A 26,833-nucleotide genomic window follows, 5' to 3' on the forward strand; every position below is an offset into this window, starting at 1 on the left:
TCAAAAATAAAAAGGTGGCTGAGGCTCTCGAAGCCAAGTCTAGTGACTGAGCTGTGTCGAAGTCAAGCCCGGTGGCCCGGTAGCTGAGTAAAATCGAAGCCAAAAATCAACATGCAAAAAGGATACATGTATATATTACAATGCTCAGATGGAAGTTACTATACAGGAAGCACTATAAACTTAGAGCTACGAATAAAACAACATCAAAATGGAGAAGGAGCGAAACATACAAAAAAACGATTACCAGTTAAATTAGTATATTTTGAAGAATTTTTAACAATACAAGAAGCTTTTCATAGAGAAAAACAAATTCAAAAATGGAGAAGAGAAAAGAAGGAAGCATTAATTGCAGGAAACCTTGAAAAACTAAAAGAATTATCACGAAAACCCAGTACTGACCCTGGTGACTGAGCAGGGTCGAAGTCAAGTCTGGTAACTAAGTTTATCGAAGCCTGGTGACTGAGCTCTGTCGAAATCAAGTTTGGTAGCTGAGCTCTGTCGAAGTTAACGGCCCTTCGAGTACCTCAGGGGCCTTTGTAATTAAAATGAAAAAGCAGACTGAGTTCATCGAATCCCGGTGACTGAGTTTATCGAGGTCAAGTCCGCAGGCTGAGCTCTTTAGAAGTCAACGGCCCTTCGAGTACCTCAGGGACCTTTGTAATTTAAATGAAAATGCAAACTAAGTTCATCGAATCCCGGTGACTGAGTTTATCGAGGTCAAGTCTGGTAACTGAGCCGAGTCGAAGTCCGGTGACTGAGTTTATCGAAGTCAAGCCTGGTGGCTGAGGCTCTCGAAGCCACGGAAATCCACATTTTTTTCTGCAGAAATCACATTTTTTATCAAGTAGATGTCTATTAGTTTTGTATATATAATTAAAAGGGGAATAGATATGGAAGAAATCGTTTTTAAAACATTAGCTAACAGAAAAAAATACACGAGTATAGATCATTTTATAGCAGAAGTGATGAACAATAATCACAAAGATGAGTTTAGCTACGACGGAATAAAAGATGCTGTTTTTAAGTTAATTATATATGGATTTATTACAGTTGATACCACATCTATTAAAAATTGCATCCGAAAAGAAAATAATTTCTACAAAGCAAAAAAACTAGGCGGAGTAGGAGAATGGTTAAAATACCGTCAATCTCACAGAAACGCAGCATAAAAAAACATAAAAATATAAAACGAATCCTGAACTAGTTTCAGGATTTTTCATATAAAATTTTTAGTTGTAAATCATATTTATTTTAAATACTGCCCTTCTAGAACTTCTGGGACCTTATAATCAAATAGGTGACTGAGCCTAGTCAAAGGTAATGAGTTAGCTGAGTTTATTGAATTCGGGTGACTGAGGTTCTCGAAGTCATCGAAGTCAAACATGGTGACTGAGCAAAGCCGAAGTCAGACATCCAACCCAAACGTCTGTTTCAACTTATCTAAAAGTGGATTCTTTTCTCGTAGTTTTGCATACTTTTCTTGTGGAGTGTAAGCAAATTTCTTCTCTACAGTTTCACTAACTTTAATACTGACAGAAAGTCCATAATTATTTAAACGCTGACGAATAAACTTTAATAGAGCAGGTTTACCTTTTTCAAGTTGACTTTTCATTAAAGTATTAGGTAGTGTAACTATAACTTCAAAATTCTGTTGTTTTTTAGGTTGACCAGCCAACAATATAGAAGCAATATTTTTTTCTCCTAATTCCTGTAACTTAAAATAGTATTTCTTCCAAGCATCTTCTAATTGTTCTTGTGTAAAAGGTGTTCTTGGGTGATTATCGTAGTTTTCTTCTTCAACTTCTACAACTTGAGTTTCTTTCTTTTGCATTAATCCTTTAAAAGAAAGCGCAGAAGTTCTACGTTTAATATTTTTAATAGAAGGCTTTTTTTCCTCCTGTGGTTTAGTTTCTGGAGCTTTTGGTGGAGGTGGAACAGCTTTGGATTGTTGTACAGATGAAATTGCGTCAGCCACTTGTTTTTTAGTAGGAGCTAACGAAGTAAAGAAAGTAGCAGGAATTATAAAGTTGCTATTTTTTTTTTGCTCCATCAAAATTGATAGAGGCAATTTGCATTAAGCACAGCTCAACTAGCAATCGTTGATTTTTACTTGCTTTATACTTTAAGTCACAATCATTTGCCTTATCAATAGCTGGTAATAAGAAAGGCATGGCAGCCTTGTTGGCTTGTTCTAAGTATTTCTTTTTAGTAGTATCTCCAACTTCTAATAACGGAATTGTAGCAGCGTCTTTAGCTACTAACAAATCTCTAAAGTGTGAAGCTAATCCACTAATAAAATGTTGTCCTTCAAAACCTTTTGCTAATACTTCATTATAAGCCATCAACACTTCAGGAATTTTATTTTCTAATAATAAATCCGTCATGTTAAAATACACTTCATAATCCAGAACATTTAAATTCTGAGTAACAGCTTCACGAGTTAAATTATTTCCAGAAAAACTAACTACACGGTCAAAGATCGATAACGCATCTCGCATCGCTCCGTCTGCTTTCTGAGCTATAATATGTAAAGCATCATCATCTGCAGTAATGTTTTCACGTTCACAAATTACTTTCAAGTAATTTTTAGCATCTAAAACACCAATACGTTTAAAGTCAAAAATCTGACAACGTGATAAAATCGTTGGAATAATTTTATGTTTCTCAGTTGTTGCTAAAATAAAAATAGCATGTGCAGGAGGTTCTTCTAAAGTCTTTAAAAAAGCATTAAAAGCTGCTTGAGACAACATGTGCACCTCATCAATAATATAAACTTTATATTTTCCTGTTTGAGGCGGAATTCGAACTTGATCGGTTAGGTTACGAATATCATCTACAGAGTTATTAGAAGCCGCATCCAATTCAAAAATGTTAAATGCAAAATCTTCATCTGCACTATCTGAACTTTCTTGATTGATACGTTTTGCTAAAATACGTGCACACGATGTTTTACCAACACCACGCGGACCTGTAAATAACAAAGCTTGAGCTAAATGGTTATTTTTAATAGCATTTTCAAGCGTATTAGTAATCGCTTGTTGACCCACAACATCCTCAAAGTTTTGAGGTCTGTATTTTCGTGCCGATACTATAAAATGTTCCATTCGATCTTGTGAATTATATAGCAAATGTAGCAAAGACTAAGACTACAAACAAACAAAGTTTCTAACAATGTTTTTTTCTAAAAACAAAGCATTAAGTTACTAACCTCATTTTGATTATTATTACATATATAAACCAATAGAAAATTATAGCGTGTTGTGAATAAAAATATTGGAATGATAGCCGTTAAATTTGATCTTTGATAAGAATTACTTAAAATCAAGGTAGCAGAGGTGGAGGTTAGATGAAAAGCTGTTTGAGCAAAGCGAGTTCTTTTCATCTGTGGCTGGTAATACAGTAGTATTTTTTAATTCTTATCCTAAATCTTGATTTTTGCTTCTTTGTATCAAGACAAAGAAAGAAGTAATAGCTTTTTACAAACTCAAAAACTCCTTTACATTAATTTTATAGACCTTTCCAATAGGAATAATATGCTTATTAATAAAAATTCGATTTCCTTCTACAGACTTGATTTTCCTTTTGGCAACTAAAAAAGATTTATGTACTTGTAGAATATGATATTTTGGAAATAAAGTTAATAAATCAGAAATTTTCTCTCGTATAGTTAGTTCTTCTTGCTCGGTTACGATTTTACAATAATTGCCAACTGCTTCAATATATAATAAATCGTCTAATAAGATTTGATAATATTTCTTGTTCGATTTTATAATAACATGTTTATCGGGTGTAGTTTCTGGCACTGCTGCTGAAACTGTTTTTGGAGTATGAACAGCTTCTGTTTTTTGTATTGCTTTTACAAAACGTTCGAAACTAAACGGCTTCAATAAATAATCTACGATATTAAGTTCATAACCTTCTAGTGCATATTCTTTATACGCGGTAGTAACAATCACTTTTGGTGGATTGGTTAAGGTTTTTAAAAAATCAAAACCTTTTAATTTAGGCATATTTAAATCCAAGAATATCAAATCTACCGAGTTGTTTTTTAAACACTCTAAAGCTTCTATAGCATCGTAACAATTTTTCACCAAATTATAATTCGGTAACAAATCACAATATCCTTTTATAATATCGTGAGCAATATATTCATCATCAATAATTAAATAATTGGTCATATTGTAATGCTTAAAAATGCTTCAAAAGTATTATTCATTGTACGAGTAGTAAATGTATGGTTATTCGGATAGGTAAGTTCTAATCGACGTGTTAAATTTTCTAGCCCGATTCCTTTTTGAGTTACATGCGTGGGATCAAAATTATTTTTAATTGTAAACTTAATTTCTGAATTGGTAGTTGTTAATTCAATGGTAACAAAAGCTTCATTACGTAATACTTCAACGCCGTGTTTAAAAGCATTTTCTACAAGAATAATAAACAGAAGCGGCACAATATTTACATCATTATTTTCAATGTTTGTTTGAAAAGAAATATCAATATTCTTCTTGTAACGCATTTGATGTAAACTGATAAAGTTTTGAATAAAATCAATTTCTTCCTGAATAGAAACAGTATCTTTTAAACCTTCGTAAACACTGTAACGCATCATATCAGAAAGTTTTAAAACCAATTGTTTCGCTTTTTCTGAATCACGATCTATAAGTCCATATAAATTATTCAGTATGTTAAAAAAGAAATGCGGATTTACCTGAGTTTGTAGATGAATCAACTCTGTTTTTTTCTTTTCATTTTTTAAATCGATGATCGTTTTTATTTGCTGAACCAACCAATGTATAGCGATTCCAAGAATAGTTAATATGAGAAGAATATAATATCCTAATAAAATGAAAACTACACTTGAAGGCCAATTTACTGTAATAACAAAAGAATCTTTATCGGTACTAATAATTTTATAACTAATCCATAGTAAAGGAATAGCTAAAGAAATAAAACTAATGAGTATAAATATTCTTTTATTTTGTTTGAACCATTGTATCATACAGCTAAATTAAAGATTGACTAGGATTCTACAAATAAAGAAGACAAACGTTCGTCAACTCATAATAAACGGACAATAACTCGTAATAAAGGTACTTTTTAAGAAAAATTGAAGAGTTTAATACAACTTAAGAGTCGTTTATCCCAATAGTTTTAAAAGGTTAAAGTGCTAAAATACTTTTGAGGAAACTTAAAACTTTAACCGATGAAAAAAAGAATCTTTCGCTATGTAAAACATGTTTTTGTAACACTAATTATATTGATTTTAGTAGGAAGCGGAATTATAATCGCAATGAACGGAACTTTAAATTATAATCAGAATAGTTTACGTTACAATCTAGAAGAAGAAGGTCCGTATATTTTTTATAAGAACGATAGTTTAGTCAGTGTTGAATATGTAAAGGGAAATAAAAATGACGGTTTCTATGTAGATAGAAAAACTTATGATACTAAAGCCAAAGAAGAGTTAACTTGTTTCTTTCCTTTGGATTCCTCTCGATTTTCTTTTGATTTACAAACAGCATTTGAAACTCCAAAATCTATATATAATGATGGAAATAAAATTTTAGCCATTTCAGATATTGAAAGTGGTTATAAAACATTTCGAGATTTCTTAATTCAAAACAAAGTCATCGATGCGAATTTAAATTGGACTTTTGGTAAAGGTCATTTAGTATTAGTTGGTGATTTTGTAGATAGAGGATTTTCTACTACTCAAGTACTTTGGTTTATTTTCAAATTAGAACAAGAAGCTAAGAAAAAAGGTGGTACAGTACATTTTATTATAGGAAATCATGAGCTGAAGAATATGCAAGGTCAGTATAAATCAGCAGAACAAAAATACTACGCAGTGGCTTCAATTTTAGGAAAACAACAATTTGATTTATATAGTAAAAATTCTGTTTTAGGAAGATGGATGTCAAGTAAAAACACAATTGAATCTATCAACGGAACTTTATTTGCTCACGGAGGAATTCATCCCGAAATAGCAGAAACTAATTTTACATTAAACGATATCAATCGAATAAATAGAGCGAATTACTATCAACGTCATTTTCCTAAACCAAATAAAACTGTAGAAGATAAAGTATTATCAACTAAAACTGGAATTTGTTGGTACAGAGGATATTTTAAAAATGAATTATCGCAAGAAGAAGTAGCAAAAGGCATTTCAAAATTCAATGCAGAAAACATTGTAGTCGGACATACATTACAATGGAAAGTCAATAAAATGTATGATGGAAAAGTGTATGCTATCGATGTAAAACATCCGAGTGATTATATATCTATGTTTCCAAATAAAAAATCGGAAGGATTATTAATTGAAAATAAAACCTTTTATAGAATTCTACACAACGGAAAACAATACCCATTATAAAAGCTAAAAAAACACCTTGAAGAAGTGTCGTTTATTGAATAAGCAAAAAAATGAACAGTTAATAAATAACACAAATTCTTGTAATAAAAATATCATCAGTTCAAAAATTTAATTTAAATGAAAACAAAAATATATACACAATTAAGCAAATCTTACATCGTAATTTTAGTAATGATTATAGCTCCTTTTTTAGGATATTTCGACCGAAACTTTAGTTACTTTTTCGGATTAACAATAGCAGGTTTATTATTATGGTCGAGCCAATACAATTGGTCTTTATTTGGTTTTGGTAAGAAAATCAACACAAGAACAATAGTGAGAGGAATTATTTATGCATCAATAATATATGTAATTTTTATTCCTGTTGATTCAATAGTAGAAAGTTATCTAGGAAAAGCAAATCTATCCTCATTAGCAGGAATAGAAGGTAACTTTATAAATTATATAATTACTTTAATTGTAATATGGATTTTCGCAGCTTTTGGAGAAGAATTCTTGTTTAGAGGCTTTTATTTAAAAGGTTTAGTCGCTTTATTCGGAAATACAAAGAAGGCTTGGTATTTAGGAATTGTAATTGTGTCGTTATACTTTAGTGTTTCTCATATTTACCAAGGAATTACAGGAGTTGTGCAAATATTTCCTTTAGCGTTAATATATTCGATTATTTTTTATAAAAATAAAGAGAACTTAAGTTTACTAGTAATTATGCATGGTTTTCATGATACAATTGCACTAACATTATTGTATTTAGGTATGTATAGATAATATTATTTCATAGAAAAAGCCTTACTTTAAAGTAAGGCTTTTCATAAATAACATAACAAACTACAACAGCTAACGAAATTATTTGATAAAACTATCTATAATCTCATTTACTTGTTTTTTAGAAGCATCTGCTTTTAATTTAAATAGATGCGAGTATAATTTTTTATTATTCACTTTAGCTTGTAAAGCGATATCTTTATCATTATCGAAAGCTTTATCCCATCTTTTACGAACTTTTTTCCATAAACCATGGTTGTTTTTCCACCAGTTCTGAGCCGCAATACATTTATTATCAGGAACTCTTTTATAAGTATTAAATCCTTTTTCTTGAGCTAATAAGAAATCTTCTTTACCATCTTCTCTAACTATTTTATCATTATCCTGATTGTGAATCCAACCGTTTTCTGTGATCTCATGCCTGTTTCTTCTTAACATAACATTATAGTCAGATCTTTTTGTTAACTCTCTTCTCGCTAGAGGAGCATCAGCAGCATTTTCCCAGAAACTTTTTCCGTCGACATGTACCCAAGTTGCAGTTCCTTCGTATCTCGGACTGTCATCTACTTGATAAACTTTTTGCGTCCATTGCCCTTGTACACTTTCTTTATCTAACTTTCTGTATTTCCAGTGACTATCTTTGTGGAAAAGATATAAATCTTGGTTTTCGTACAACCAATCTTGACGCCAATGTTTTACAATATGTGGCCTTTCTTTTGGGCCAACAATAAGTAAATGTTGCATCTGAATTTTATTCTTTTTGTCAGTAATTACTTCTACCCATTCTAAAGCTTTGTCATGTTTCTTTTTAGATGGTTTATATAAACTGTCTTTAGAATAATTGAAGGTTTCAGCAAAATTGAATCCTACTTCAAAGCATCCGCTCATAGATTTAATAGCTTTTAAATCTTGCGCTTTTTTGTCTTGTTGTGCATTAGCTATCAAAATGAAACTAATCATTAAAACAGTTACTACTTTTTTCATTTTATGTCTGATTAAATAATTCGGGACAAATTTATAATTTATTTAGATCAATTAAAAATAAAATATATATTTGTATCAAAATTATTAAGAATGTTTCTAAATAAGTGTTTCGGATTTTTAATTTGCTTGATTACTTTGAATAGTTTTTCCCAAGAGAAGAGAGTAGTAAAAGATACGATAGATGATAGATTAGATGAAGTTGTGGTAACTGCAACAAGAACGAAGAGACAGTTGTCTTCTTTACCAATGCCGGTAACTTTAATTTCTAAAAAACAAATTTTAGCAACGGGTTCTACTCGTTTAAGAGATATTATCGCTGAACAAACAGGAATTATTATTGTTTCTGATGTAGGAAATTCAGAAGGAGTACAAATGCAAGGTGTTGCTGCCGATTATGTTCTAATTTTAATTAATGGTTTACCTTTAGTTGGAAGAACCTCAGGAAATATTGATTTAAATAGACTTTCAATAAATAACATTAAACAAATTGAAATAGTTAAAGGTCCGTCTTCTTCTTTATACGGATCAGAAGCTTTAGGAGGTGTTATTAATATTATTACTAAAACGCCTGATAAAGATAAAACATCTGGTAATGTTAGTTTTATGACTCGATTTTTAGCTCGTGAAGAATTAGACTTAAATGCTAATCTCACACATCAAAAAAATAAGTTAGGAATAGATGCTAGTATCAATTTAAATTCAGGCGGAGCTTACGATTTATCAACAGAAACTCATGGAAATACAGGTATACCATATCAGAATTTTACAGGGAATTTTCGTTTGTTTTATGAACTTTCAGATCAATTACAAATAAATGCAGATACCAGATATTTGAGTGAAGAAGTTTTTGAAGCTGCTGGAGATAGTGAAAAAACAGATTTTTATTCATCAATAAATGTATCCCATCAATTAACAGACGCAATAAAAATAGATTATCTATTATTTGGCACACGTTTTAAGACGGAAAGTGTTTTTAATGGAACCACTTCTGTTTTTGATAGAACATTATACAGACCTGAAATTAAAGCTGAATTTGATTTTTCTTTCGGAAATATTATTGCTGGAGTGGGAGGGAATTTTGATGGACTCGAACGTACTTTCTTTGAAGGAAACGAGCAATACAATGCCAAGTATCTTTTTGGACAATATGATACAAATATTGGAAAAGATTTAAATGTAATCTTAGGATTTAGATACGATACGTTTAATAAATTTAAATCAGCGTTTAGCCCAAAACTATCAGCAAATTATAAAATAAATAATTGGTTAACTACTAAAGCTTCTGTAGGTTTTGGTTATAAAGTTCCAGATTTCAGACATTTATTTTTCAACTTCAGAAATACAGCTAGTGGTTACATTGTGTTAGGAACACATGTGTTAGAAGATCTTTATGGAGACAGACCAGAGGTTCAAAGTCTAAATAAAGAACTTAAACCAGAAAGTTCTATTGGTTATAATTTTGGTTTTCAATTAAAACTGCTGCGTGGTGTAAGATTAAACATCAATTTCTTCAGAAACGACTTTAAAGATCTAATCAATACGTTTGCTGTAACTAGAGGGAACTTTCCTGATCTTCCTGGAATCTCAGTGTTCTCTTATGAGAATAGAGCAGAAGTATTTACGCAAGGAGTAGAAGTTGATGTGAATTATAAGATCAATAATAATTTAAGATTTTCAACAGGTTATCAATTTCTAGATACTGGAGATAAACAAGAATTAGATGCAATAAAATCAGGTACAGTATTCTTTAGAAGAATTCCAAGTTCTCCATCAGAAAGATTAACAACGAGTCAATATTTCGGTTTACCGAACAGATCTAAACATATTGTAAACGCAAAACTATTTTACGAAAACTTTGAACATGATTTCTCAGCAAATGTGAGGGTTTTATATAGAAGTAAATATGCATTGTTTGATACGAACAATAGTGGTGGAATAATAGATAATCATGATGCTTTTATAGCAGGAAATACTCAAGTAAATACTGCATTACAAAAGACATTCTTTAATCTGATGAGTGTACAATTAGGAGTAGATAATGTATTTAATAACAGAGGAACCGAAAATCTGGATGATTTTCCTGGGCAGGATTCAGCATTACGTTTAGGACGAACTTTTTACACAAGAATACAATTTAACTTATAGGAACATATATAAATTTTAATACAATCAATAATAATAATCATGAAGCAAATAAAATTAATTTTAGCATTATTAGTCATAGGTTTTATAGCTACATCTTGTAATGATGAAGATAATACGATTCCATCAGAACCTGTAGAATCTAAAACAATTACAAACCTAGCGGCATTGCAAGACACAGATTTCACACAAAATCCTCCAGTAACAACAGGAAGTTTTACAAAATTTAGTTTCAAAACTGGAACAGCAGTAACTGATGATAACTGGGATATCGCTTTTAGAGGAACTACAATTTTAGTAAATGGAGGTACTAAAATAGGAAGTTTATCTGATGAACCAGAGAGAACAGGAAATGCAGCTTTAGTTATTCAAAGTGGAACATTTGCGAATGTTACAATTGCTCCAGATGATGCCGAATTTTCACAAGATGCTTCTGGAAGTTATGCTTTACCAACAGGAAGTGATAATGGATGGTATAATTATGCTGGACCTCCAACACATTTAATTAGTCCTTTAGCTGGAAAAGTAATTATCGTAAGAACTATAGATGGGAATTATGCAAAAATGGAAATTTTAAATTACTATAAAGATAATGATCCTACAGAAGCAGATAATGCTAGATATTACTCATTTAACTATGTGTACAATCCGAATGTAGGGGATAAAAGCATTCAGTAGGAGTCTCTATTGAATTTTGTTAGTTTATAATTTGAAAAGCTATCCGAATTTTCGGGTAGCTTTTTGTATGTTTTAGTATTTTTAAGCGACGAATAATAAAATTTTTGAAATCATGAAGAATATAATATATGTCACTCTTTTTTTAATAGGTATAAATTTACAAGCACAAAAAGATAAAGAAGTAGCTTATTTTGCAAGTGGTTGTTTTTGGTGTGTAGAAGCTATTTTTGAAAGCGTAGAAGGAGTAGATGAAGCAGTTTCTGGTTATGCAGGAGGTCATACAAAAAATCCAACGTATAAAAGTATTGGTACTGGAAGAACAGGACATGCAGAAACTGTAGCTGTGTATTATGATCCTAAAAAAGTAGATTTTAAAACTTTAGTAGTAGTATTTTTTGGTTCTCATGATCCTACAACTGTAAATGGTCAACATCCAGATTATGGAACACAATACAGGTCGATTGCTTTTTATAATAATGATGAAGAAAAGCAAATTATCGAAAAATATATTAAATCATTAAACTACAAAGTATATAAAGGTAAAGTTGCTACAGAAGTACTACCAATCAAAAAATTTCATGAAGCTGAAGCATACCATCAGAATTATGAGCGTTTAAACCCGAATAATCCTTACGTACAAAATGTATCAATTCCAAGATTAAATAGATTTAAAAAGAGATTCCCAAGTTTATTAAAGAAAGGTTCACACTAATAAAATGAGAAAAATAGTAAGTTTTTTAGTTGTATTGGTTGGTTTTCTTTCATGTCAATCAAACCATAAAAGTGAAAAAATGAATAATAGCGTAATTGTTAAAGAAAGTCCTTTAGATTTTCCAACTACATATTTGCAAGTAAAAAGTAAAATTGAAAACAATCCGAATTTAAAGTTGATTTTTGAACTGGATCATAGCGAGAATGCTAGTAAAAAAGATTTGTCGTTGCGTCCAACTAAATTACTAATATTTGGAAATCCTAATTTGGGAACACCTTTAATGAATGTTGCGCCAACATTAGCTATCGATTTACCTCAAAAAATCATGATTTACGAAGAAGCAGGAAAAGTATTTATCACATACAATAATCCTAAATATTTAAAAGAAAGACATAATATTGAAGGCAAAGACGAATTGTTAAATAAAATTTCAAATGCCTTAAATAAATTAACTACAGTTGAGTAAGTTTTTTATTCAATTAGTCTATAAAAAGACAATTCATAATCTGGTAATAATTCTGGATTAGTAATTTTAATTAGGTCTTTTAAAATTAAATCTGGACGAATAGGTGCAAATTCAAAGTACTTTATTCCTCCAGATTTTCCTTTTACTGCTGCTATTGTATAAGTTTGTTTTAGCTGTACAGGAGAAAATTTATCGTAATTTTTATTGGTACTTAACAATTGTGTTTTAGTTTCATTAATACCACAACCAATCCAATAATCAGCTTCTTGTGCTTTATCTAAAACACTTTCAAAACTTAATTGTAAACTCCCAGTACCAGAGGTTTCTTTCCATAAATAATCCAAATTAGCGTCATTAAAAAATTTGGCGATAAAACTTTCACCAGCTGGAGCATACCAAACATCTTTAAAAAAACTACCAGACATTATTTTTGTTGGTTTATCGACACTTTGAGCTATTTTTTTAACCGCTAAATAATCTTTTTCAATAGTTTCGAAAACAGCTTTAGCTTCTTTTTCTTTACCTAATAAAACACCAAAAAACTTAATCCATTCAGCTCTGCCTAATGGTGTTTCTTCTAACCACTCACCATTAAAAACAACAGGAAATCCTAACTTCTTAATATTGTTATACAGTTTATTATTAGGGTGTAATGAAAAACCAACAACTAAATCTGGAACCAAATCAATTAAGATTTCTGTATTCATACTTTGTTCTGAACCAAGTTCAGTAATCAATCCGTCTTCTATACGTTTTCTTGTTTTTTCTGAAGAAATATATTTAGTATTAGGAAAACCAATAATTCGATCCTCTGCACCTAACAATTCAATCATTGGAATATGAGTAGTACTTGTAACAACTAAACGATTCACAGGAACTTTTATCTCGTTATTTTTAAAATCATTTTTTTCTGAAAGTAAGTATTTAAAAGAGCTTATTTCGTTCTGAAAAACTTTTTTTATAAGTAGATATTTATTTCCATTTTCTTCGATAATATCAAATCCTTTGGCATATTTAATTGTCGAAGTATTCTGACTTTGAATGTTTTCTTTTGCTTTTTCTTGTTTACATTGAATAAAAAGAAAAAGACTTAAAATTGTATAGATGTAAGATAATTTAGTTGTCATTATCGGTTGATATTTTTAAGATTTGACCATAAGTCAATTTCAATTCAAAAGTTTTATCTAACGGAATAGTATTGTAGTGTGCCCAAATACAACGCATAACTCCAGCATGAGTTACAATAACAATATTTTTAGTGTTTGATTTTTCTATTTCTTGTAAGAAATTCACAACACGATTATTTAAGTCGATGTATGATTCTCCATTAGTTACAGGAACTTCAACAAAATTTTCCATCCAAGGATTAATCTCTTCAGCTGGAATATCATCCCATTTTTTCAATTCCCAATCACCAAAATCTAATTCTTTCAATCGATTATCGAAAGTAATATTTGTGCTAATTTTTTCAGCTAGTTTTTTACAACGCTGTAACGGACTAGCGTATATGTGATCAAAATCAATTGGTTTTAATTCTTTTAAAATAGGCTTCAATTCTTCAGAAAAAGTTGTAGTAACATCAATGTCTGCTTGTCCGTAACATATTCCTTTTTCTATGTTTGGAGTCGTATGTCGTACTATAATAATTTCCATATGGCAATTAAAGAAATGTAAAAAACAACTTCAGCAACTTGCTGTAAAGCACCCGCGCAATCACCAGTTTGACCACCAATCCATTTTTTAAAGAAATTCCCCATATATAAATAAGCAACTAACAAAGGAAAAATGCTAATAAATACAATTGGTTTTTGAAAAAAGAATAATGGTAGTACACCAAAAATAGCTGAGATAACTAATGATATTGTACTCATTTGTTTTGTAGTTGGTTTTACTTTAGAGCTATCAAAATCTCTTACATATTCATGAGTATACAATAAAATAGTAGCTATAAAACGACTGATTGCATGACCAGAAATTAAAACTAACGGAATGTTAACTTGACTTGAAAGTTCTTTTAAACTCAAGAATTTTAAACTTAAAATACTGAGTAAACCAATAACTCCGAAAGTTCCTAAGCGAGAATCTTTCATTATAGTAAGAATCTTTTCTTTAGTCCATCCGCCACCAAACCCATCACAAGTATCAGCAAAACCATCTTCATGAAAAGCACCTGTAGTCCAAATAGAACTTACCATACTTAAAACCAAAGAAATTTCAGTAGAGAAAATAAAAGAACTTGCGTAATACACAGCAGCAGCAATACTACCAACTACAATTCCAACCAATGAAAAATAGCGACTACTTTTATTTAAAGCTTCAGAAGAATGATCTACCCATTTCGGACAAGGAATTCTTGTAAAGAATAATACAGCAGTTAAAAAATAATGGACTTGTTTTTTCATGAAATGATGTTTTTACTCAGCTTCAGAAACATTAGCACTTTCGAATGTTGCCATTTCATTTAAAAATTTTACAGCCGATTTAATTATAGGATAGGCAACTGCAACACCAGAACCTTCACCTAATCGCATTCCTAAATTAAGAATTGGTTTTACGTTTAAATAAGACAACATTTTTTCATGACCTTGTTCTCCAGATGTATGAGAAAAAATACAATAGTCTAAAACATTTTTATCTATAGCATGAGCAGCAAGTAGGGCAGAAGTAACAATAAATCCGTCAATTAAAATTGTCATTTGTAAACGAGCTGCTTCTAACATTGCGCCACATAACATAACGATTTCAAAACCACCAAAACAAGTTAAAATATCAATCGGATTTTGAATATCGTTTTTATGTAAATCAAATACAGTTCTTAAAATTTCTCCTTTAGTATTTACACCATTATCATCTAAGCCAGTTCCTTTTCCAACACATTTTTCAATTGGTGTGTTAGTAAAATAACTCATTAATAAAGATGCTGCCGAAGTATTTCCAATTCCCATTTCACCAAAACCAACAATATTTGTTCCTTGGTTATGTAATTTCTGAATTACTTTTTTACCAGCTTCTAAAGCAGCTTTACATTGATTTTCTGACATTGCTTTTCCTTCGGAATAATCTGAAGTTCCATCAGCAATTTTATGATTTAAAAGTTTTTCATTGTACTTAAAAGTTCCATTTACACCAGCATCTACAATATACAAGTCAATACTATTTTGTTTACAAAACACATTAATTGCTGCTCCACCTTGAGTGAAGTTTAAAACCATTTGTTGAGTAACTTCTTGTGGATATGGACTTACAGGTTTGTTTTTTACAATTCCATGATCACCAGCAAAAACAACAACTGCTGGATTGTTTAGTTCTGGAGTTAATGTATTTTGAATCTGACTAATTTGTAATGCGATTTTTTCTAAAACACCTAAAGAACCAATAGGTTTAGTTTTAAAATCTATTTTCTTTTGAATATCGTTAATTAAGGTAGTAGAGATTGGTGAAATCATCTAGTTTTATTTTAAAGTTAAAGGTAAGCCAGAGACCATAAAAATTGCAGTATCAGATTTTTTTGCAATAAACTGATTTACCCAACCTTGTAATTCTGTAAACTGTCTTCCGCTTTCAGTTTGTGCATGTAATCCCATTCCAATTTCATTAGAAATAATAATTATGGTTGCATTCAATTCAGAAAGCTTTAAAATTTCATCTTTAGCTAAACGTAAACATTCTTCGATGTCATTTTTTGTATCTACAAAAAAGTTTGTTAGCCATAAAGTAACACAATCTATAACTACAGTAGCATTTTTTGGAATTACTTGACTGATATTTTTTTCTTCTTCAATAGTTGTCCAACGTTCATTTCTATCAGAAATATGGCGCTTCACTCGGTTTTTAAAATCAGCGTCCCAAATTCTAGAAGTAGCTAAGTAATAAGGAGTTTCAGATAAAGATTCTGCAAGTTGTTGTGCGTAACTACTCTTACCAGATCGTTCTCCTCCGGTGATATAATACATCATAATTGAAGAAAATTTGAAAGCAAAGATTAGAAAGATTTTTTAGAAAAAGAAAATAATACTACAGAACTATGTATTTTAGCTATGTTAAAATTAGTCGTATGAAAGTATCGTCGTTTATGCCTGCGGTAACCCAAATGATTTATGATATGGGGTTACAAGAATACTTAGAAGGAATAACATTTGAATGCCCTGCAGTAGCTTTAGAAGAGAAAAAAGTTGTAGTGAAGTATAAGCTGGAAGGACAAACGCTAACTAGTGAAGAAATCAATACGATTTTTTCGAAAACCAAAGCTGAAGGAGGAACTTTATATTACGTAGATGAACCAGTTTTAGAAAGTATTGCTCCTGATTTAATTTTTACGCAAGATGTATGTGATGTTTGTCAGATCGATACTGAATCTGTAGCAAAATCAGCCTATAAATTACCAAAGATTCCTGAGTTAATTTCAATTACACCAAATTCTTTAGAAGATGTTTTTGATAATGCTTTAACAGTAGCTAAAGCTATGGGAAAAGAAGAAGTAGGAATTCATTATATTCAAAAATTACGAGATCGAATTGCAGCTGTAGTCGATGTTCAACGTGAACATAAAATCCAATCTAAAAGTATTATGTTATTAGAATGGATTGAACCTTTATTTAACTGCGGACATTGGATTCCTCATCAAATTGGTTATGCTGGTGGAATCGATTTATTGTCACATCCTTCAGGAGATAGTATAGTAATTCCTTGGGATAAAATAGTAAAATATGATCCAGAAGTTCTAATTATTGCGCCTTGTGGTTATGGAATAGAAAGAACTCTAGAAGACATGGAGTTTTTAACAAATAAAGCTGGTTGGAACGAATTACGAGCTGTGAAAAATAAGAATGTTTACATCGCAGATTTTGCCATGTTTACACAATCTTCTGCAGGAACTTTAGTAGACGGAATTGAATGTTTAGCCGCTATGATTCACCCAGAATACTACTCAGTTTCAGAAGATTTAAACGTTAAATTCGCAAATTTTCACGATTTATTAGTGACTAATTTATAATTAAACAATACATTTGCCGAAAATTTTGGTTTTTCTTCAATTTTCAATTGGAGAAAATTAAAAGGGAATTCGGTGTAAAACCGAAGCTGTTCCCGCAACTGTAAGCTATAAAGCTTGTAACTAATTACTTTTTTAACCACTGCGAAAGCGGGAAGGTAAGTTACAAGACGCAAGCCAGGAGACCTGCCAAAGTTTTATTTGATAACAAATCTTCGGGATAAAGGTTTTTATAGGGGCATATAATGAAGCAAGTTTTATTTTTGGTTATTTGTTTTTGTAGCATCTTTTTAAAAGTTAATGCACAAAAAGACACAATACATAATCGTTTGAACGAAGTCGTAGTTCAGGCAAATAGTAGACTTTTGATGAATTCTAAATCGTTAAAGGTTGTCAATTTGAATGATTCTATTATTACAAATAATTTAGAATCGTTTACTTCTTTATTACGTTTTAATACTGCAATTTATTTACGCGAGCATGGAGTAGGAGGAACAAGTTCTGCAAGTTTTAGAGGAACCAGTGCTTCAAATACTGCTGTGATGTGGAATGGAATTAACATCAATTCTATTAACAACGGACAAACAGGATTCAATTCTTTAACGGTAGGATTGTATGATGAATTGAATGTAAGAAGTGGAGGAGGAAGTATAGAATACGGTTCTGGAGCAATTGGAGGAACTGTTCATTTAAACGATGTATTAAAATTCAGAGAAAATAAAGAGTTTACAAATCAGATTGTAAGTGCTGTTGGAAGTTTTAGTACTATTAATAGTTTGTACAAACTGAAATATGGTTCAGAAAAATATACAGCTAACTTCGGAATTTCTTACAACAGATCAGATAATGATTATCCCTTTTTGAACTCAGACTTCAGAAATTCAAATGGTGATTATGAGAACTATGCGATCAATTTTTCTAATGCATATCGATTTTCTGATGAATTAGTATTACAGTTTTTCACAACATATTATTTTGGTGATAGATTACTTTCAGGTGAATTACCAAATCCAACTTCAGCTGATGACAAGTATCAAGATATAAATCAAAGAAATTTACTGTCTCTTGAGTTTAAACGTAATAATTTCAGATTAAATACTCGAGTTGGTTATCTATTTCAGAAGTATAAATATTTTGATGATAAAGATTCTGATGATTTTAACTTTGGAAGTTCAAATCGTTTATATACAGATATCACTGCCGATTATACTTTTCAAAAGCTTAATGCTACTATAACATCGAATACAAGATTTGAAAGTGTATACGGAAGAACAGATCAAATTACAGAAAGAAATAGAAAAGAATTTTCGCAATCATTAATCCTTAATCATAAAGTAAAGCGTTCTTTTTCTTATGACATTAAGGTGAGAAAAGATTACAATTCAGATTTTGATGTGCCTTTAAGTTATGCTTTTGGTTTTAAGTTAAACCCTTACAAAGGTTTCTTTTTTAGAGCGAATACATCGAGAAATTACAGAGTTCCTACCTACAACGATTTATTTTGGCCAGGTCAAGGTAATTTAAATTTAATTCCTGAAAACTCATTACAAGGTGAATTCGGAATTGGTTTTAAATCGAATCAATTATTTGTTGATGTAGCATATTTCAATATCAATTCAAAAGATAAAATTATTTGGACGCCAAATGGTGACCCGAACCGACCAGGAATTTGGACACCAATTAATCTAGATGAAACAACAAATCAAGGAATTGAATTTGCTGCAAATTATAAGCGTTTGTTTTTTAATAATATTCAAACAGATCTTTCTGTAAACTATACCTATGTAGATGCAATTAATGAAGCTACTAAAACAGCGATTCCTTTTGTTCCTAAACATGTCGCAAATACGAATATTAGAATGAATTATAATCGCTTTTCGATATTCTATCAATTCTTATTCAACGGTAAAACATACACTACTCAGAGTAATAGTGAAGACTTTGTTGTTGATGAGTTTTTTATATCAAATATCGGAGGGAGCTACAATATTTTAAAAAGAGAAAAACAAAACTTAAGTATTGGTTTTAAAGTCAATAATATTTTGAATGAAGATTATACTATTATTCGAGGTAGACCAATGCCAGGTATTAACTATAATTTCAACATAAACTATAAATTTTAAAAATGAAAAAAATCAATTTTATATTCAAAACACTATTCTTTGCTAGTATTTTAGTATTGGTATCATGTAGTGATGATACTGAGCCGCAAGAACCAAGAGGTGATTATGAAAATGGAATAATAATTTCAGGAGAAGGAGCGAGTGCAGCAGCTGGAGGAACTGTTTCTTTTATTTCTAATGATTATACTACAGTAGAAAGTAAAATATATAATAAAGTAAATGGTTCAGATCTTGGAGTTTTTTTACAGTCAATGACATTAGAAGGAGATAATGCATATATAGTTGTTGATAATCAAAATACAATTTCTGTAGTAAATAGATATACTTTTCAAGAATTAGGAAAAATAACAGAAGAGTTATTAAAACCAAGATATATCACTGTAGTAGGTAATAGAGGTTATGTAACAAACTGGGGTTCTACAAGTGATGAAACTGATGATTTTATTGCTGTAGTTGATATCAATACTTTCGAATTTATTGAAAAAATAGCAGTCGGTAATGGACCAGAAAGAATAGCATTCAACTCAGGAAAGTTATATGTAACACACAAAGGAGCGTTCACAAATAATAATATTGTTTCTGTTATTAACCTATCAAATAATGAAGTGAGTACAATTACTGTTAAAGATAGACCAGACGAAATGTTTTTTAAGTCAAATAATGAGTTAGTAGTTTTGTCTGAAGGAAGAACTTTATATGATAGTAATTTCAATGTAATAGGACACACTCAAGCAGGAATTGCTACAATTAATTTACAAACGAATGAAGTAACTTCAGAAATTGAATTTACAGAAGGAGTTCATCCTTCTTTAATGGATACATTAAACGGAGAATTATACTATGCTATTTCTAATGATGTTTATAAAGTTGGAATTAATGCAACAACGCCGGCTACTGATGAATTATTATCTGATGTTGCTGACATATCTTTCTACGGTATGGCAATTAAAAATGGAAAATTATATGCTTTAGACGCTAGCTTTTCTGATATAAGTAAAGTAAATATTTTCGATTTATCATCTAACGAGAAAACAAACACTTTCGATGCACCATTAGGAGCTTCAAAAATATATTTTAATTAAGAAATACTTCTGTAGATAGAAGTCCTCTTTTCTATTAAAAAAGGTTACCTAATTTTAGGTAACCTTTTTATTTATATTAATTTCTTTACTTGTTGTTTTATAATTGCTATTGCAGTCTCTGTTGGGCTTTCAACCTGTGAGTAATCTATAAGTAAATTTTCTCTCAATTCTTTTGCTGTTTCACTATTTTCTGCTGTAGTTCTAATTTTATTAGCGATAGCTAATTTTGAACCGACAACAGCTTTCCAAGCATCCTCATGTACATAAATCTGTTGTACCATATTGTGTTCATACTCTTGTTCTATATTAGCTAAAAGTAAGTGTACATAACTATTAACATCATCGCCAATAGGATTCACTCTAGTTAACAATTTAGCAGGATTAATTCGTTCACAAAAAAGTAACAAACGCTCATAAGCTTGTAATTTAATAGGTAAACTTTCTCTTTTTTTTGCGATTAACGCTTCGAATTTCTTCTCGTTTTCGTCTCTTTGTAAAAAAGCGCTAAACATAAAATAAGCTACACCTCCTGCTACTAATGCGGGTAACGCGTAAGCTAATCCTTCCATTATTTTGTCTTCCATGTATTCAGTTAATTATTTAAAAAATCTAAAGCTAATTGTGTCATTGTTTTTACGCCTAAAAGCATACCACTTTCATCTATAATGAAGTCTGGAGTATGATGTGGATATGGATTTTCATTTCCAATTGTTTTTCCTCCTAAAAAGAAATAAAATCCTGGTACTTCTTTTTGAAAAAAAGAAAAATCTTCTGCTCCAGTTATGGCTTTAATAAGCTTAACGTTTTCTTTTCCTGCTACATTGTGTAATGTAGGCAAAACTTGTTTTGTAAGTTCAATATTATTAAAAGTAATGGGATATCCTTTTTCAATTTCAATAGTAGCTTCCGCTCTATATGATTTTGCTATTGCAGGAACCATTTCTTTCATTCTATCATTAATTTGTTTTTGCATTCCATAATCTAACGTACGAATTGTACCAATCATTTCTGCTGATTCAGGAATGATATTACTTCGTACACCAGAGTCTATTTTTCCAACAGTAATTACAGCGCCTTCATTAGTTAAATTAACTTCTCTACTAATAATAGTTTGTAAAGCATCAATAATTTTAGCAGATATCATAATTGGATCAATACCTGTCCATGGTCTAGAACCGTGCGATTGTTTTCCTTTTACTTTAATTTTAAAACTTTGAGACGCAGCCATAATTCCTCCAGGTTTATAACTAATCGTTCCAACATCAAAACCAGAAGAAATATGTAATCCAAAAATGGCATCAACATCTGGATTTTTTAATACTCCTTCTTTTACCATAAGTTCAGCTCCACCTTCTTCACCTTCTGGAGCACCTTCTTCCGCAGGTTGAAAAATAAATTTTACTGTTCCTTTAATTAGATTTTTGTTTTTCGAAAGAATTTCAGCAACTCCCATTAAAATAGCAGTATGTGTATCATGACCACAAGCATGCATAACACCAACATCTTTTCCTAAATAGTTAGATTTAACTGTAGATTTGAACGGTAAATTATTACGTTCAACTACAGGTAAGGCGTCTATATCTGCACGTAGTGCAACTACTTTTCCAGGTTGATTTCCTTTTAAAATTCCAACAACTCCGGTTTTAGCTACATTTTCTTTTGTTTCTATACCAAGATTTTTTAAATGTTTGGCGATAGTTTTTGCAGTGTTAAATTCTCTGTTAGAAAGCTCAGGATTTTGATGAAAATGTCTTCTCCATTGAATCACTTTATCTTCAATTGAAGCGAAATCTTTATCTAAGTTTTGAGAAAATAAATTAAAAGTTAGTAACAATAAAATAAAAGAAAGTGATGGTTTTTTCATAATAAAGTTTGGTTTGAAGGGAATGTGGGTTCTTTTAGTTAGGGTAAATATACAACTTGTTTTGGCAACTGATACTTTTAAAAAATCTAAATAATTGTGAATAAAATTGAGTTTTACTACTAGAAAAACAGGAAATAATGGCTTAATTTAGCACTTAATTACTTTCAACCTATTATATAATTTCATTGAATACTTATTTAGAACAACTTAACGAACCTCAAAGGGCTGCAGTATTGCAGAAAGATGGACCAATGATTATTATTGCTGGAGCAGGTTCAGGAAAAACAAGAGTATTAACTTACAGAATTGCTTATTTAATGCAACAAGGAGTTGATCCTTTTAATATTCTATCATTAACATTTACAAACAAGGCCGCTCGAGAAATGAAAGAGAGGATTGGTAAGGTAGTAGGTAACAGTCAAGCTAAGAGTTTATGGATGGGAACTTTTCACTCTGTTTTTGCAAGAATTTTAAGAGCAGAAGCAGATAAGTTAGGATATCCATCAAACTTTACAATTTATGATGCACAAGATGCTGTTCGTTTAATTACGACGATTATTAAAGAAATGAATCTTGATAAAGATCGTTATAAGCCAAAACAGATTTTAAGTAGAATTTCTTCTTTTAAAAATAGTTTAATTACAGTAAGAGCTTACTTTAATAATTCTGATTTACAAGAAGCAGATTTAATGGCAAGTAGACCTAAAGTTGGAGATATCTATAAAGAATATGTAGATCGTTGCTTTAAATCTGGAGCAATGGATTTTGATGATTTATTATTAAGAACGAATGAATTATTAGCGCGTTTTCCAGATGTTTTAGCAAGATATCAAGACCGTTTTAGATATATTTTGGTAGATGAGTACCAAGATACAAACCATTCACAGTACTTAATTGTTAGAGCTTTAGCAGATCGTTTCCAGAATATTTGTGTGGTTGGTGATGATTCTCAAAGTATTTATGCTTTCCGTGGAGCAAATATTCAGAATATTTTAAACTTCCAGAAAGATTATCCAGATGTAAAGACATTCAAGTTAGAACAAAATTATCGTTCTACTAGTAATATTGTAAATGCAGCAAATTCTGTAATTGCAAAAAATAAAACGCGTTTAGATAAAGAGGTTTGGACAGCCAATGAATCTGGAGGTTACATTAAAGTAATGCGAACGATTTCTGATGGTGAAGAAGGTAGATTTGTAGCTCAGTCTATTTTCGATAATAAAATGAATCATCAGTTAACAAATAACGAGTTTGCTATTTTATATCGAACAAATGCGCAATCTAGAGCAATGGAAGACGCATTACGTAAGAAAGATATTAAATATAAAATCTATGGTGGTATTTCATTCTATCAAAGAAAAGAGATTAAAGATTTATTATCGTATTTACGTTTGTTAATTAATCCAAATGATGAAGAAGCGCTAAAGCGTGTAATTAACTATCCAGCAAGAGGAATTGGTCAAACTACTGTTGATAAATTAGCAATTGCTGCAAATCATTATAAAAAGTCAATTTTCGAGGTAATTTTAAACATGTCTTCTGCAGATTTAAAAATAAATGCAGGAACAAAAACAAAGCTTGAGAATTTTGCAAATATGATCCAACGTTTTCAAATTGAATCGCAAACCAAAAATGCTTTTGAAGTTGCAGATTTAGTGGTAAAGAAAACACAGTTAGTAAAAGATTTACAAAAAGACGGAACTCCTGAAGGAATCAGTAAAGTTGAAAATGTTCAAGAATTATTAAACGGTATTAAAGATTTTATAACCGATAAAATTGAAGCAGGAGAAGATGCTTCATTACCAATTTTCTTGGAAGATGTTGCTTTAGCTACAGACTTTGATAGTGATAAGAAAGATGAAACACCCCGTGTATCGTTAATGACAATTCACTTGGCTAAAGGGTTAGAGTTTCCTTACGTTTACATTGTTGGTATGGAAGAGAATTTATTTCCTTCTGCAATGAGTATGAACACAAGATCAGAGTTAGAAGAAGAACGAAGATTATTCTATGTAGCATTAACAAGAGCTGAAAAACAAGCTTATTTAACGTATGCACAAACCAGATATCGTTGGGGGAAACTTACAGATGGAGAACCAAGTCGTTTTTTAGAAGAAATAGACGATAAGTTTTTAGAATACATAACACCAAAATTACCAGAACCAAGAGCGAATCGATTTATTGATGCAGATTTATTTGACGATGCTCCTAAAAAGATTCGTTTTCAAAAACCAATTCAAAAGAAAAGAAAAGAGTTTTTAGATAAAAAATCAGGTGATTTACTTCCCCAAAAAGGGAAAATGAAAAAAGTTTCTGAGCTGTCAGGAACCAAAGCTAATCTTTTTGATGGAGAAGTGACTGTTGGGAATATTGTAGAACACAATAGATTTGGTAAAGGTGAAGTTATAGCTTTAGAAGGAAAAGGTCCAAATAAAAAAGCAGAAATTCAATTTGCTACTGCTGGAAAGAAAAAATTATTATTACAATTTGCAAAGCTTAAAGTGATAGGATAAATCGAAATTTTTCAAAATAATTATCATAAAACAATAATTAATAAACCAATAATTGTTAACCGACAATTAATCCTTACTTTGCACTAAATATATTATAGGAAATGACGTTTGATTTAGAATATAATTCAGGAAGAACAAAACTTATTATACCAGAATATGGTAGGCATATTCAAAAGCTTGTAGATCATTGTGTAGGTTTACCTACTAAAGAAGAAAGAAATACAATGGCACAAGCTATTATAGATGTGATGGGGAATTTACAACCACACTTACGTGATGTTCCTGATTTTAAGCATAAATTATGGGATCAGTTACATATCATGTCTGATTTTAAATTAGATGTTGATTCACCTTATGAAAAACCATCTCAAGAAGAATTAAAAGAGAAGCCTCAATCTATGCCTTATCCTAAATCGGCTTCTAAGTACAGGTTTTATGGAAATAACATCCAAAATATGATTGATGTTGTTTTAACTTGGGAAGAAGGAGAAATGAAAGAAGCTTTGGTTTATACTATTGCTAATCATATGAAAAAATGTTACTTAAATTGGAACAAAGATAATGTAGACGATGAGGTAATATTAGAGCATTTATATGAACTAACAGATGGACAAATAGATTACAGAGGTAAAGAAGACGAGTTAGCAGATATTAAAATCTTATTGAAACAAAGAGGTAATCAAGGTCAAGGAAAAAAGAAATCAACTCACAACAAAAATTCTAAAAACAGAAAAAAATAAATGGCATCTTTTAAAATTGAAGGAGGACATCCGCTAAAAGGTACAATAACTCCTCAAGGAGCAAAAAATGAAGCTTTACAAGTTATTTGTGCAGTTTTATTAACAGCAGAGAAAGTAATTATTAATAATATTCCTGATATTATTGATGTTAATAAATTAATATTTATCCTAGGAGAATTAGGAGTTAAGATTGAAAAATTAGGAGATAACTCTTATAGTTTTCAAGCAGATAATATTAACTTAAAATATTTAGAAAGTGCAGAGTTTAAAAGAGATGGAAGTTCTTTAAGAGGTTCTATTATGATCGTTGGTCCTTTATTGGCTCGCTTCGGTAAAGGATATATTCCTCGTCCTGGTGGAGATAAAATAGGAAGACGTCGTTTAGATACTCACTTTGAAGGCTTCATAAACTTAGGAGCTAAATTCCGTTATAATAAAGAAGAATATTTCTACGGAGTTGAAACTGATTCAGGATTAACAGGTACAGATATGTTACTTGACGAAGCCTCAGTAACAGGAACAGCTAATATTGTAATGGCGGCAGTTTTAGCTAAAGGAAAAACAACAATTTATAATGCTGCTTGTGAGCCTTATTTACAACAACTTTGTAAAATGTTGAATAGTATGGGAGCTAAAATTACTGGTGTTGGTTCAAACTTACTAACTATTGAAGGTGTTGAAAAATTAGGTGGATGCGAACATCGTATTTTACCAGACATGATCGAAATAGGAAGTTGGATTGGTATGGCTGCTATGACAAAATCTGAATTAACAATAAAAGATGTTAGTTGGAAGGATTTAGGTCAAATCCCTAATGTATTTAGAAAACTAGGAATTCAGTTAGAAAAAAGAAACGATGATATTTATATTCCTGCTCAAGAAAGTTATGAGATTCAAAATTATATCGATGGTTCAGTTTTAACTGTTGCAGATGCACCTTGGCCAGGTTTTACACCTGATTTACTAAGTATTGTTTTAGTAGTTGCTACACAAGCAAAAGGAACAGTTTTAATTCATCAGAAAATGTTTGAAAGTAGATTGTTCTTTGTCGATAAATTAATCGATATGGGAGCAAAAGTAATTTTATGTGATCCTCACAGAGCGACTGTGATTGGTCATGATCGTCAATCACAATTAAAAGCTACAAAAATGACTTCTCCAGATATTCGTGCTGGAATCTCTTTATTAATTGCAGCTTTATCAGCTAAAGGAACAAGTATGATTCATAACATCGAACAAATAGACAGAGGTTACGAACGTATCGTTCCTCGTTTACAAGCATTAGGTGCTAAAATTGAAAGAATAGAAGATTAAATTCTAATTGTGACTAGTCCTAAATAACCGTTACAGTTATTTATTGATTAAATATATTAAACATCATCTAAAGCTATAGCTTTAGAT

24 protein-coding genes, 1 pseudogene and 1 riboswitch are annotated in these 26,833 nt (G+C 30.7%); of the genes and pseudogenes, 14 read left to right on the forward strand and 11 right to left on the reverse strand.

Annotated features, from left to right (window positions below; all coding sequences use genetic code 11):
• The first annotated feature begins 111 nt into the window (after positions 1-111).
• The gene (locus Q1A46_RS16765; RefSeq protein WP_299681543.1) at positions 112-411 is read left to right on the forward strand and encodes a GIY-YIG nuclease family protein; all 300 of its coding nucleotides are present in this window, start codon (positions 112-114) and stop codon (positions 409-411) included.
• 479 nt (positions 412-890) lie between these two features.
• On the forward strand, positions 891-1,169 hold the full coding sequence (locus tag Q1A46_RS16770; RefSeq protein WP_299681546.1) for a hypothetical protein: 279 nt from the start codon (positions 891-893) through the stop codon (positions 1,167-1,169).
• A 236-nt stretch (positions 1,170-1,405) separates the two neighbouring features.
• On the opposite strand, the pseudogene dnaX reads toward Q1A46_RS16770, so the two are convergent.
• From dnaX to Q1A46_RS16785, 3 genes and pseudogenes are all read right to left on the reverse strand, one after another.
• Positions 1,406-3,104, reverse strand: a pseudogene (gene dnaX / locus Q1A46_RS16775) (DNA polymerase III subunit gamma/tau).
• Between the two features lie 372 nt (positions 3,105-3,476).
• The gene (locus Q1A46_RS16780) at positions 3,477-4,178 is read right to left on the reverse strand and encodes a LytTR family DNA-binding domain-containing protein (RefSeq protein WP_299681548.1); all 702 of its coding nucleotides are present in this window, start codon (positions 4,176-4,178) and stop codon (positions 3,477-3,479) included.
• Positions 4,175-4,999, reverse strand: a complete 825-nt coding sequence (locus tag Q1A46_RS16785; protein ID WP_299681551.1) for a sensor histidine kinase — start codon at positions 4,997-4,999, stop codon at positions 4,175-4,177. Before Q1A46_RS16785 ends, Q1A46_RS16780 begins: the two co-directional genes overlap by 4 nt.
• A gap of 204 nt (positions 5,000-5,203) precedes the next feature.
• On the opposite strand from Q1A46_RS16785, the gene Q1A46_RS16790 reads away from it, so the two are divergent.
• Positions 5,204-6,376, forward strand: a complete 1,173-nt coding sequence (locus tag Q1A46_RS16790) for a metallophosphoesterase (protein WP_299681553.1) — start codon at positions 5,204-5,206, stop codon at positions 6,374-6,376.
• Between the two features lie 117 nt (positions 6,377-6,493).
• Positions 6,494-7,141 carry a CPBP family intramembrane glutamic endopeptidase gene (locus Q1A46_RS16795; protein ID WP_299681556.1) on the forward strand — a complete coding sequence of 216 codons (648 nt, stop codon included), beginning with the start codon at positions 6,494-6,496 and terminating at the stop codon, positions 7,139-7,141.
• A 78-nt stretch (positions 7,142-7,219) separates the two neighbouring features.
• On the opposite strand, the gene Q1A46_RS16800 is transcribed toward Q1A46_RS16795, so the two are convergent.
• A complete protein-coding gene (locus Q1A46_RS16800) occupies positions 7,220-8,122 on the reverse strand; it encodes a DUF6607 family protein (RefSeq protein ID WP_299681559.1) in 903 nt (300 codons plus the stop codon).
• Between the two features lie 135 nt (positions 8,123-8,257).
• Here Q1A46_RS16800 and Q1A46_RS16805 point away from each other — a divergent pair, with 135 nt between their 5' ends.
• The 4 genes from Q1A46_RS16805 to Q1A46_RS16820 all read left to right on the forward strand — a co-directional run bounded on the left by Q1A46_RS16805 (position 8,258) and on the right by Q1A46_RS16820 (position 12,120).
• Complete coding sequence (locus tag Q1A46_RS16805) at positions 8,258-10,267, forward strand: TonB-dependent siderophore receptor (RefSeq protein ID WP_299681562.1); 2,010 nt, start codon at positions 8,258-8,260, stop codon at positions 10,265-10,267.
• A 39-nt stretch (positions 10,268-10,306) separates the two neighbouring features.
• Positions 10,307-10,942, forward strand: coding sequence for an HmuY family protein (locus Q1A46_RS16810; RefSeq protein WP_299681565.1), 636 nt, complete (start codon positions 10,307-10,309; stop codon positions 10,940-10,942).
• Between the two features lie 112 nt (positions 10,943-11,054).
• On the forward strand, positions 11,055-11,654 hold the full coding sequence (gene msrA, locus Q1A46_RS16815) for a peptide-methionine (S)-S-oxide reductase MsrA (RefSeq protein ID WP_299681568.1): 600 nt from the start codon (positions 11,055-11,057) through the stop codon (positions 11,652-11,654).
• A 4-nt stretch (positions 11,655-11,658) separates the two neighbouring features.
• Positions 11,659-12,120: a DUF302 domain-containing protein gene (locus Q1A46_RS16820; RefSeq protein ID WP_299681571.1), complete on the forward strand. Its 462-nt coding sequence runs from the start codon at positions 11,659-11,661 to the stop codon at positions 12,118-12,120.
• 5 nt (positions 12,121-12,125) lie between these two features.
• Here Q1A46_RS16820 and Q1A46_RS16825 read toward each other — a convergent pair whose 3' ends face one another.
• From Q1A46_RS16825 to Q1A46_RS16845, 5 genes are read right to left on the reverse strand one after another with little or no spacing between them, the layout of a single operon-like run.
• Positions 12,126-13,247, reverse strand: a complete 1,122-nt coding sequence (locus Q1A46_RS16825) for an ABC transporter substrate-binding protein (protein ID WP_299681574.1) — start codon at positions 13,245-13,247, stop codon at positions 12,126-12,128.
• Positions 13,237-13,773 carry an alpha-ribazole phosphatase gene (gene cobC / locus Q1A46_RS16830; protein WP_299681577.1) on the reverse strand — a complete coding sequence of 179 codons (537 nt, stop codon included), beginning with the start codon at positions 13,771-13,773 and terminating at the stop codon, positions 13,237-13,239. Before cobC ends, Q1A46_RS16825 begins: the two co-directional genes overlap by 11 nt.
• A complete protein-coding gene (locus tag Q1A46_RS16835; RefSeq protein ID WP_299681580.1) occupies positions 13,758-14,522 on the reverse strand; it encodes an adenosylcobinamide-GDP ribazoletransferase in 765 nt (254 codons plus the stop codon). Before Q1A46_RS16835 ends, cobC begins: the two co-directional genes overlap by 16 nt.
• 12 nt (positions 14,523-14,534) lie before the next feature.
• Positions 14,535-15,566: a nicotinate-nucleotide--dimethylbenzimidazole phosphoribosyltransferase gene (cobT, locus tag Q1A46_RS16840; protein ID WP_299681583.1), complete on the reverse strand. Its 1,032-nt coding sequence runs from the start codon at positions 15,564-15,566 to the stop codon at positions 14,535-14,537.
• A 6-nt stretch (positions 15,567-15,572) separates the two neighbouring features.
• The gene (locus Q1A46_RS16845; protein ID WP_299681586.1) at positions 15,573-16,076 is read right to left on the reverse strand and encodes a bifunctional adenosylcobinamide kinase/adenosylcobinamide-phosphate guanylyltransferase; all 504 of its coding nucleotides are present in this window, start codon (positions 16,074-16,076) and stop codon (positions 15,573-15,575) included.
• A gap of 98 nt (positions 16,077-16,174) precedes the next feature.
• Here Q1A46_RS16845 and Q1A46_RS16850 point away from each other — a divergent pair, with 98 nt between their 5' ends.
• From Q1A46_RS16850 to Q1A46_RS16860, 3 genes are all read left to right on the forward strand, one after another.
• Positions 16,175-17,113 carry an ABC transporter substrate-binding protein gene (locus Q1A46_RS16850; protein WP_299681590.1) on the forward strand — a complete coding sequence of 313 codons (939 nt, stop codon included), beginning with the start codon at positions 16,175-16,177 and terminating at the stop codon, positions 17,111-17,113.
• Positions 17,114-17,122: 9 nt separating this feature from the next.
• Positions 17,123-17,319: riboswitch (cobalamin riboswitch) on the forward strand.
• A gap of 120 nt (positions 17,320-17,439) precedes the next feature.
• Positions 17,440-19,233 (forward strand): TonB-dependent siderophore receptor, encoded by a 1,794-nt coding sequence (locus Q1A46_RS16855; RefSeq protein ID WP_299681593.1) that lies wholly within the window; start codon positions 17,440-17,442, stop codon positions 19,231-19,233.
• Between the two features lie 2 nt (positions 19,234-19,235).
• Positions 19,236-20,315 (forward strand): YncE family protein, encoded by a 1,080-nt coding sequence (locus Q1A46_RS16860; protein ID WP_299681596.1) that lies wholly within the window; start codon positions 19,236-19,238, stop codon positions 20,313-20,315.
• A 71-nt stretch (positions 20,316-20,386) separates the two neighbouring features.
• On the opposite strand, the gene Q1A46_RS16865 is transcribed toward Q1A46_RS16860, so the two are convergent.
• Together Q1A46_RS16865 and Q1A46_RS16870 are read right to left on the reverse strand one after the other, a co-directional pair.
• A complete protein-coding gene (locus Q1A46_RS16865) occupies positions 20,387-20,899 on the reverse strand; it encodes a hypothetical protein (protein ID WP_299681599.1) in 513 nt (170 codons plus the stop codon).
• Positions 20,900-20,907: 8 nt separating this feature from the next.
• Positions 20,908-22,179 carry an amidohydrolase gene (locus tag Q1A46_RS16870; RefSeq protein ID WP_299681602.1) on the reverse strand — a complete coding sequence of 424 codons (1,272 nt, stop codon included), beginning with the start codon at positions 22,177-22,179 and terminating at the stop codon, positions 20,908-20,910.
• A gap of 185 nt (positions 22,180-22,364) precedes the next feature.
• Between Q1A46_RS16870 and Q1A46_RS16875 the strand changes: the two genes are divergently transcribed.
• The 3 genes from Q1A46_RS16875 to murA all read left to right on the forward strand — a co-directional run bounded on the left by Q1A46_RS16875 (position 22,365) and on the right by murA (position 26,746).
• Positions 22,365-24,692, forward strand: coding sequence for an ATP-dependent helicase (locus Q1A46_RS16875; protein WP_299681605.1), 2,328 nt, complete (start codon positions 22,365-22,367; stop codon positions 24,690-24,692).
• 101 nt (positions 24,693-24,793) lie between these two features.
• The gene (locus Q1A46_RS16880) at positions 24,794-25,432 is read left to right on the forward strand and encodes a DUF4290 domain-containing protein (RefSeq protein WP_299681608.1); all 639 of its coding nucleotides are present in this window, start codon (positions 24,794-24,796) and stop codon (positions 25,430-25,432) included.
• Positions 25,433-26,746, forward strand: a complete 1,314-nt coding sequence (murA, locus tag Q1A46_RS16885) for a UDP-N-acetylglucosamine 1-carboxyvinyltransferase (protein ID WP_299681612.1) — start codon at positions 25,433-25,435, stop codon at positions 26,744-26,746. It abuts the gene before it with no gap.
• The last annotated feature ends 87 nt before the right edge of the window (positions 26,747-26,833 follow it).

It is taken from the genome of uncultured Tenacibaculum sp., from assembly GCF_947502995.1.
GTDB lineage: Bacteria > Bacteroidota > Bacteroidia > Flavobacteriales > Flavobacteriaceae > Polaribacter.

What these genes read in the sequence shown, in the direction of transcription:
- Q1A46_RS16765 (WP_299681543.1), top strand. Translation starts at nt 112, where the DNA reads ATGCAAAAAGGATACATGTATATATTACAATGCTCAGATGGAAGTTAC.
- Q1A46_RS16770 (WP_299681546.1), top strand. Translation starts at nt 891, where the DNA reads ATGGAAGAAATCGTTTTTAAAACATTAGCTAACAGAAAAAAATACACG.
- Q1A46_RS16780 (WP_299681548.1), bottom strand. Translation starts at nt 4,178, where the DNA reads ATGACCAATTATTTAATTATTGATGATGAATATATTGCTCACGATATT.
- Q1A46_RS16785 (WP_299681551.1), bottom strand. Translation starts at nt 4,999, where the DNA reads ATGATACAATGGTTCAAACAAAATAAAAGAATATTTATACTCATTAGT.
- Q1A46_RS16790 (WP_299681553.1), top strand. Translation starts at nt 5,204, where the DNA reads ATGAAAAAAAGAATCTTTCGCTATGTAAAACATGTTTTTGTAACACTA.
- Q1A46_RS16795 (WP_299681556.1), top strand. Translation starts at nt 6,494, where the DNA reads ATGAAAACAAAAATATATACACAATTAAGCAAATCTTACATCGTAATT.
- Q1A46_RS16800 (WP_299681559.1), bottom strand. Translation starts at nt 8,122, where the DNA reads ATGAAAAAAGTAGTAACTGTTTTAATGATTAGTTTCATTTTGATAGCT.
- Q1A46_RS16810 (WP_299681565.1), top strand. Translation starts at nt 10,307, where the DNA reads ATGAAGCAAATAAAATTAATTTTAGCATTATTAGTCATAGGTTTTATA.
- msrA (WP_299681568.1), top strand. Translation starts at nt 11,055, where the DNA reads ATGAAGAATATAATATATGTCACTCTTTTTTTAATAGGTATAAATTTA.
- Q1A46_RS16820 (WP_299681571.1), top strand. Translation starts at nt 11,659, where the DNA reads ATGAGAAAAATAGTAAGTTTTTTAGTTGTATTGGTTGGTTTTCTTTCA.
- Q1A46_RS16825 (WP_299681574.1), bottom strand. Translation starts at nt 13,247, where the DNA reads ATGACAACTAAATTATCTTACATCTATACAATTTTAAGTCTTTTTCTT.
- cobC (WP_299681577.1), bottom strand. Translation starts at nt 13,773, where the DNA reads ATGGAAATTATTATAGTACGACATACGACTCCAAACATAGAAAAAGGA.
- Q1A46_RS16835 (WP_299681580.1), bottom strand. Translation starts at nt 14,522, where the DNA reads ATGAAAAAACAAGTCCATTATTTTTTAACTGCTGTATTATTCTTTACA.
- cobT (WP_299681583.1), bottom strand. Translation starts at nt 15,566, where the DNA reads ATGATTTCACCAATCTCTACTACCTTAATTAACGATATTCAAAAGAAA.
- Q1A46_RS16845 (WP_299681586.1), bottom strand. Translation starts at nt 16,076, where the DNA reads ATGATGTATTATATCACCGGAGGAGAACGATCTGGTAAGAGTAGTTAC.
- Q1A46_RS16850 (WP_299681590.1), top strand. Translation starts at nt 16,175, where the DNA reads ATGAAAGTATCGTCGTTTATGCCTGCGGTAACCCAAATGATTTATGAT.
- Q1A46_RS16860 (WP_299681596.1), top strand. Translation starts at nt 19,236, where the DNA reads ATGAAAAAAATCAATTTTATATTCAAAACACTATTCTTTGCTAGTATT.
- Q1A46_RS16865 (WP_299681599.1), bottom strand. Translation starts at nt 20,899, where the DNA reads ATGGAAGACAAAATAATGGAAGGATTAGCTTACGCGTTACCCGCATTA.
- Q1A46_RS16870 (WP_299681602.1), bottom strand. Translation starts at nt 22,179, where the DNA reads ATGAAAAAACCATCACTTTCTTTTATTTTATTGTTACTAACTTTTAAT.
- Q1A46_RS16880 (WP_299681608.1), top strand. Translation starts at nt 24,794, where the DNA reads ATGACGTTTGATTTAGAATATAATTCAGGAAGAACAAAACTTATTATA.
- murA (WP_299681612.1), top strand. Translation starts at nt 25,433, where the DNA reads ATGGCATCTTTTAAAATTGAAGGAGGACATCCGCTAAAAGGTACAATA.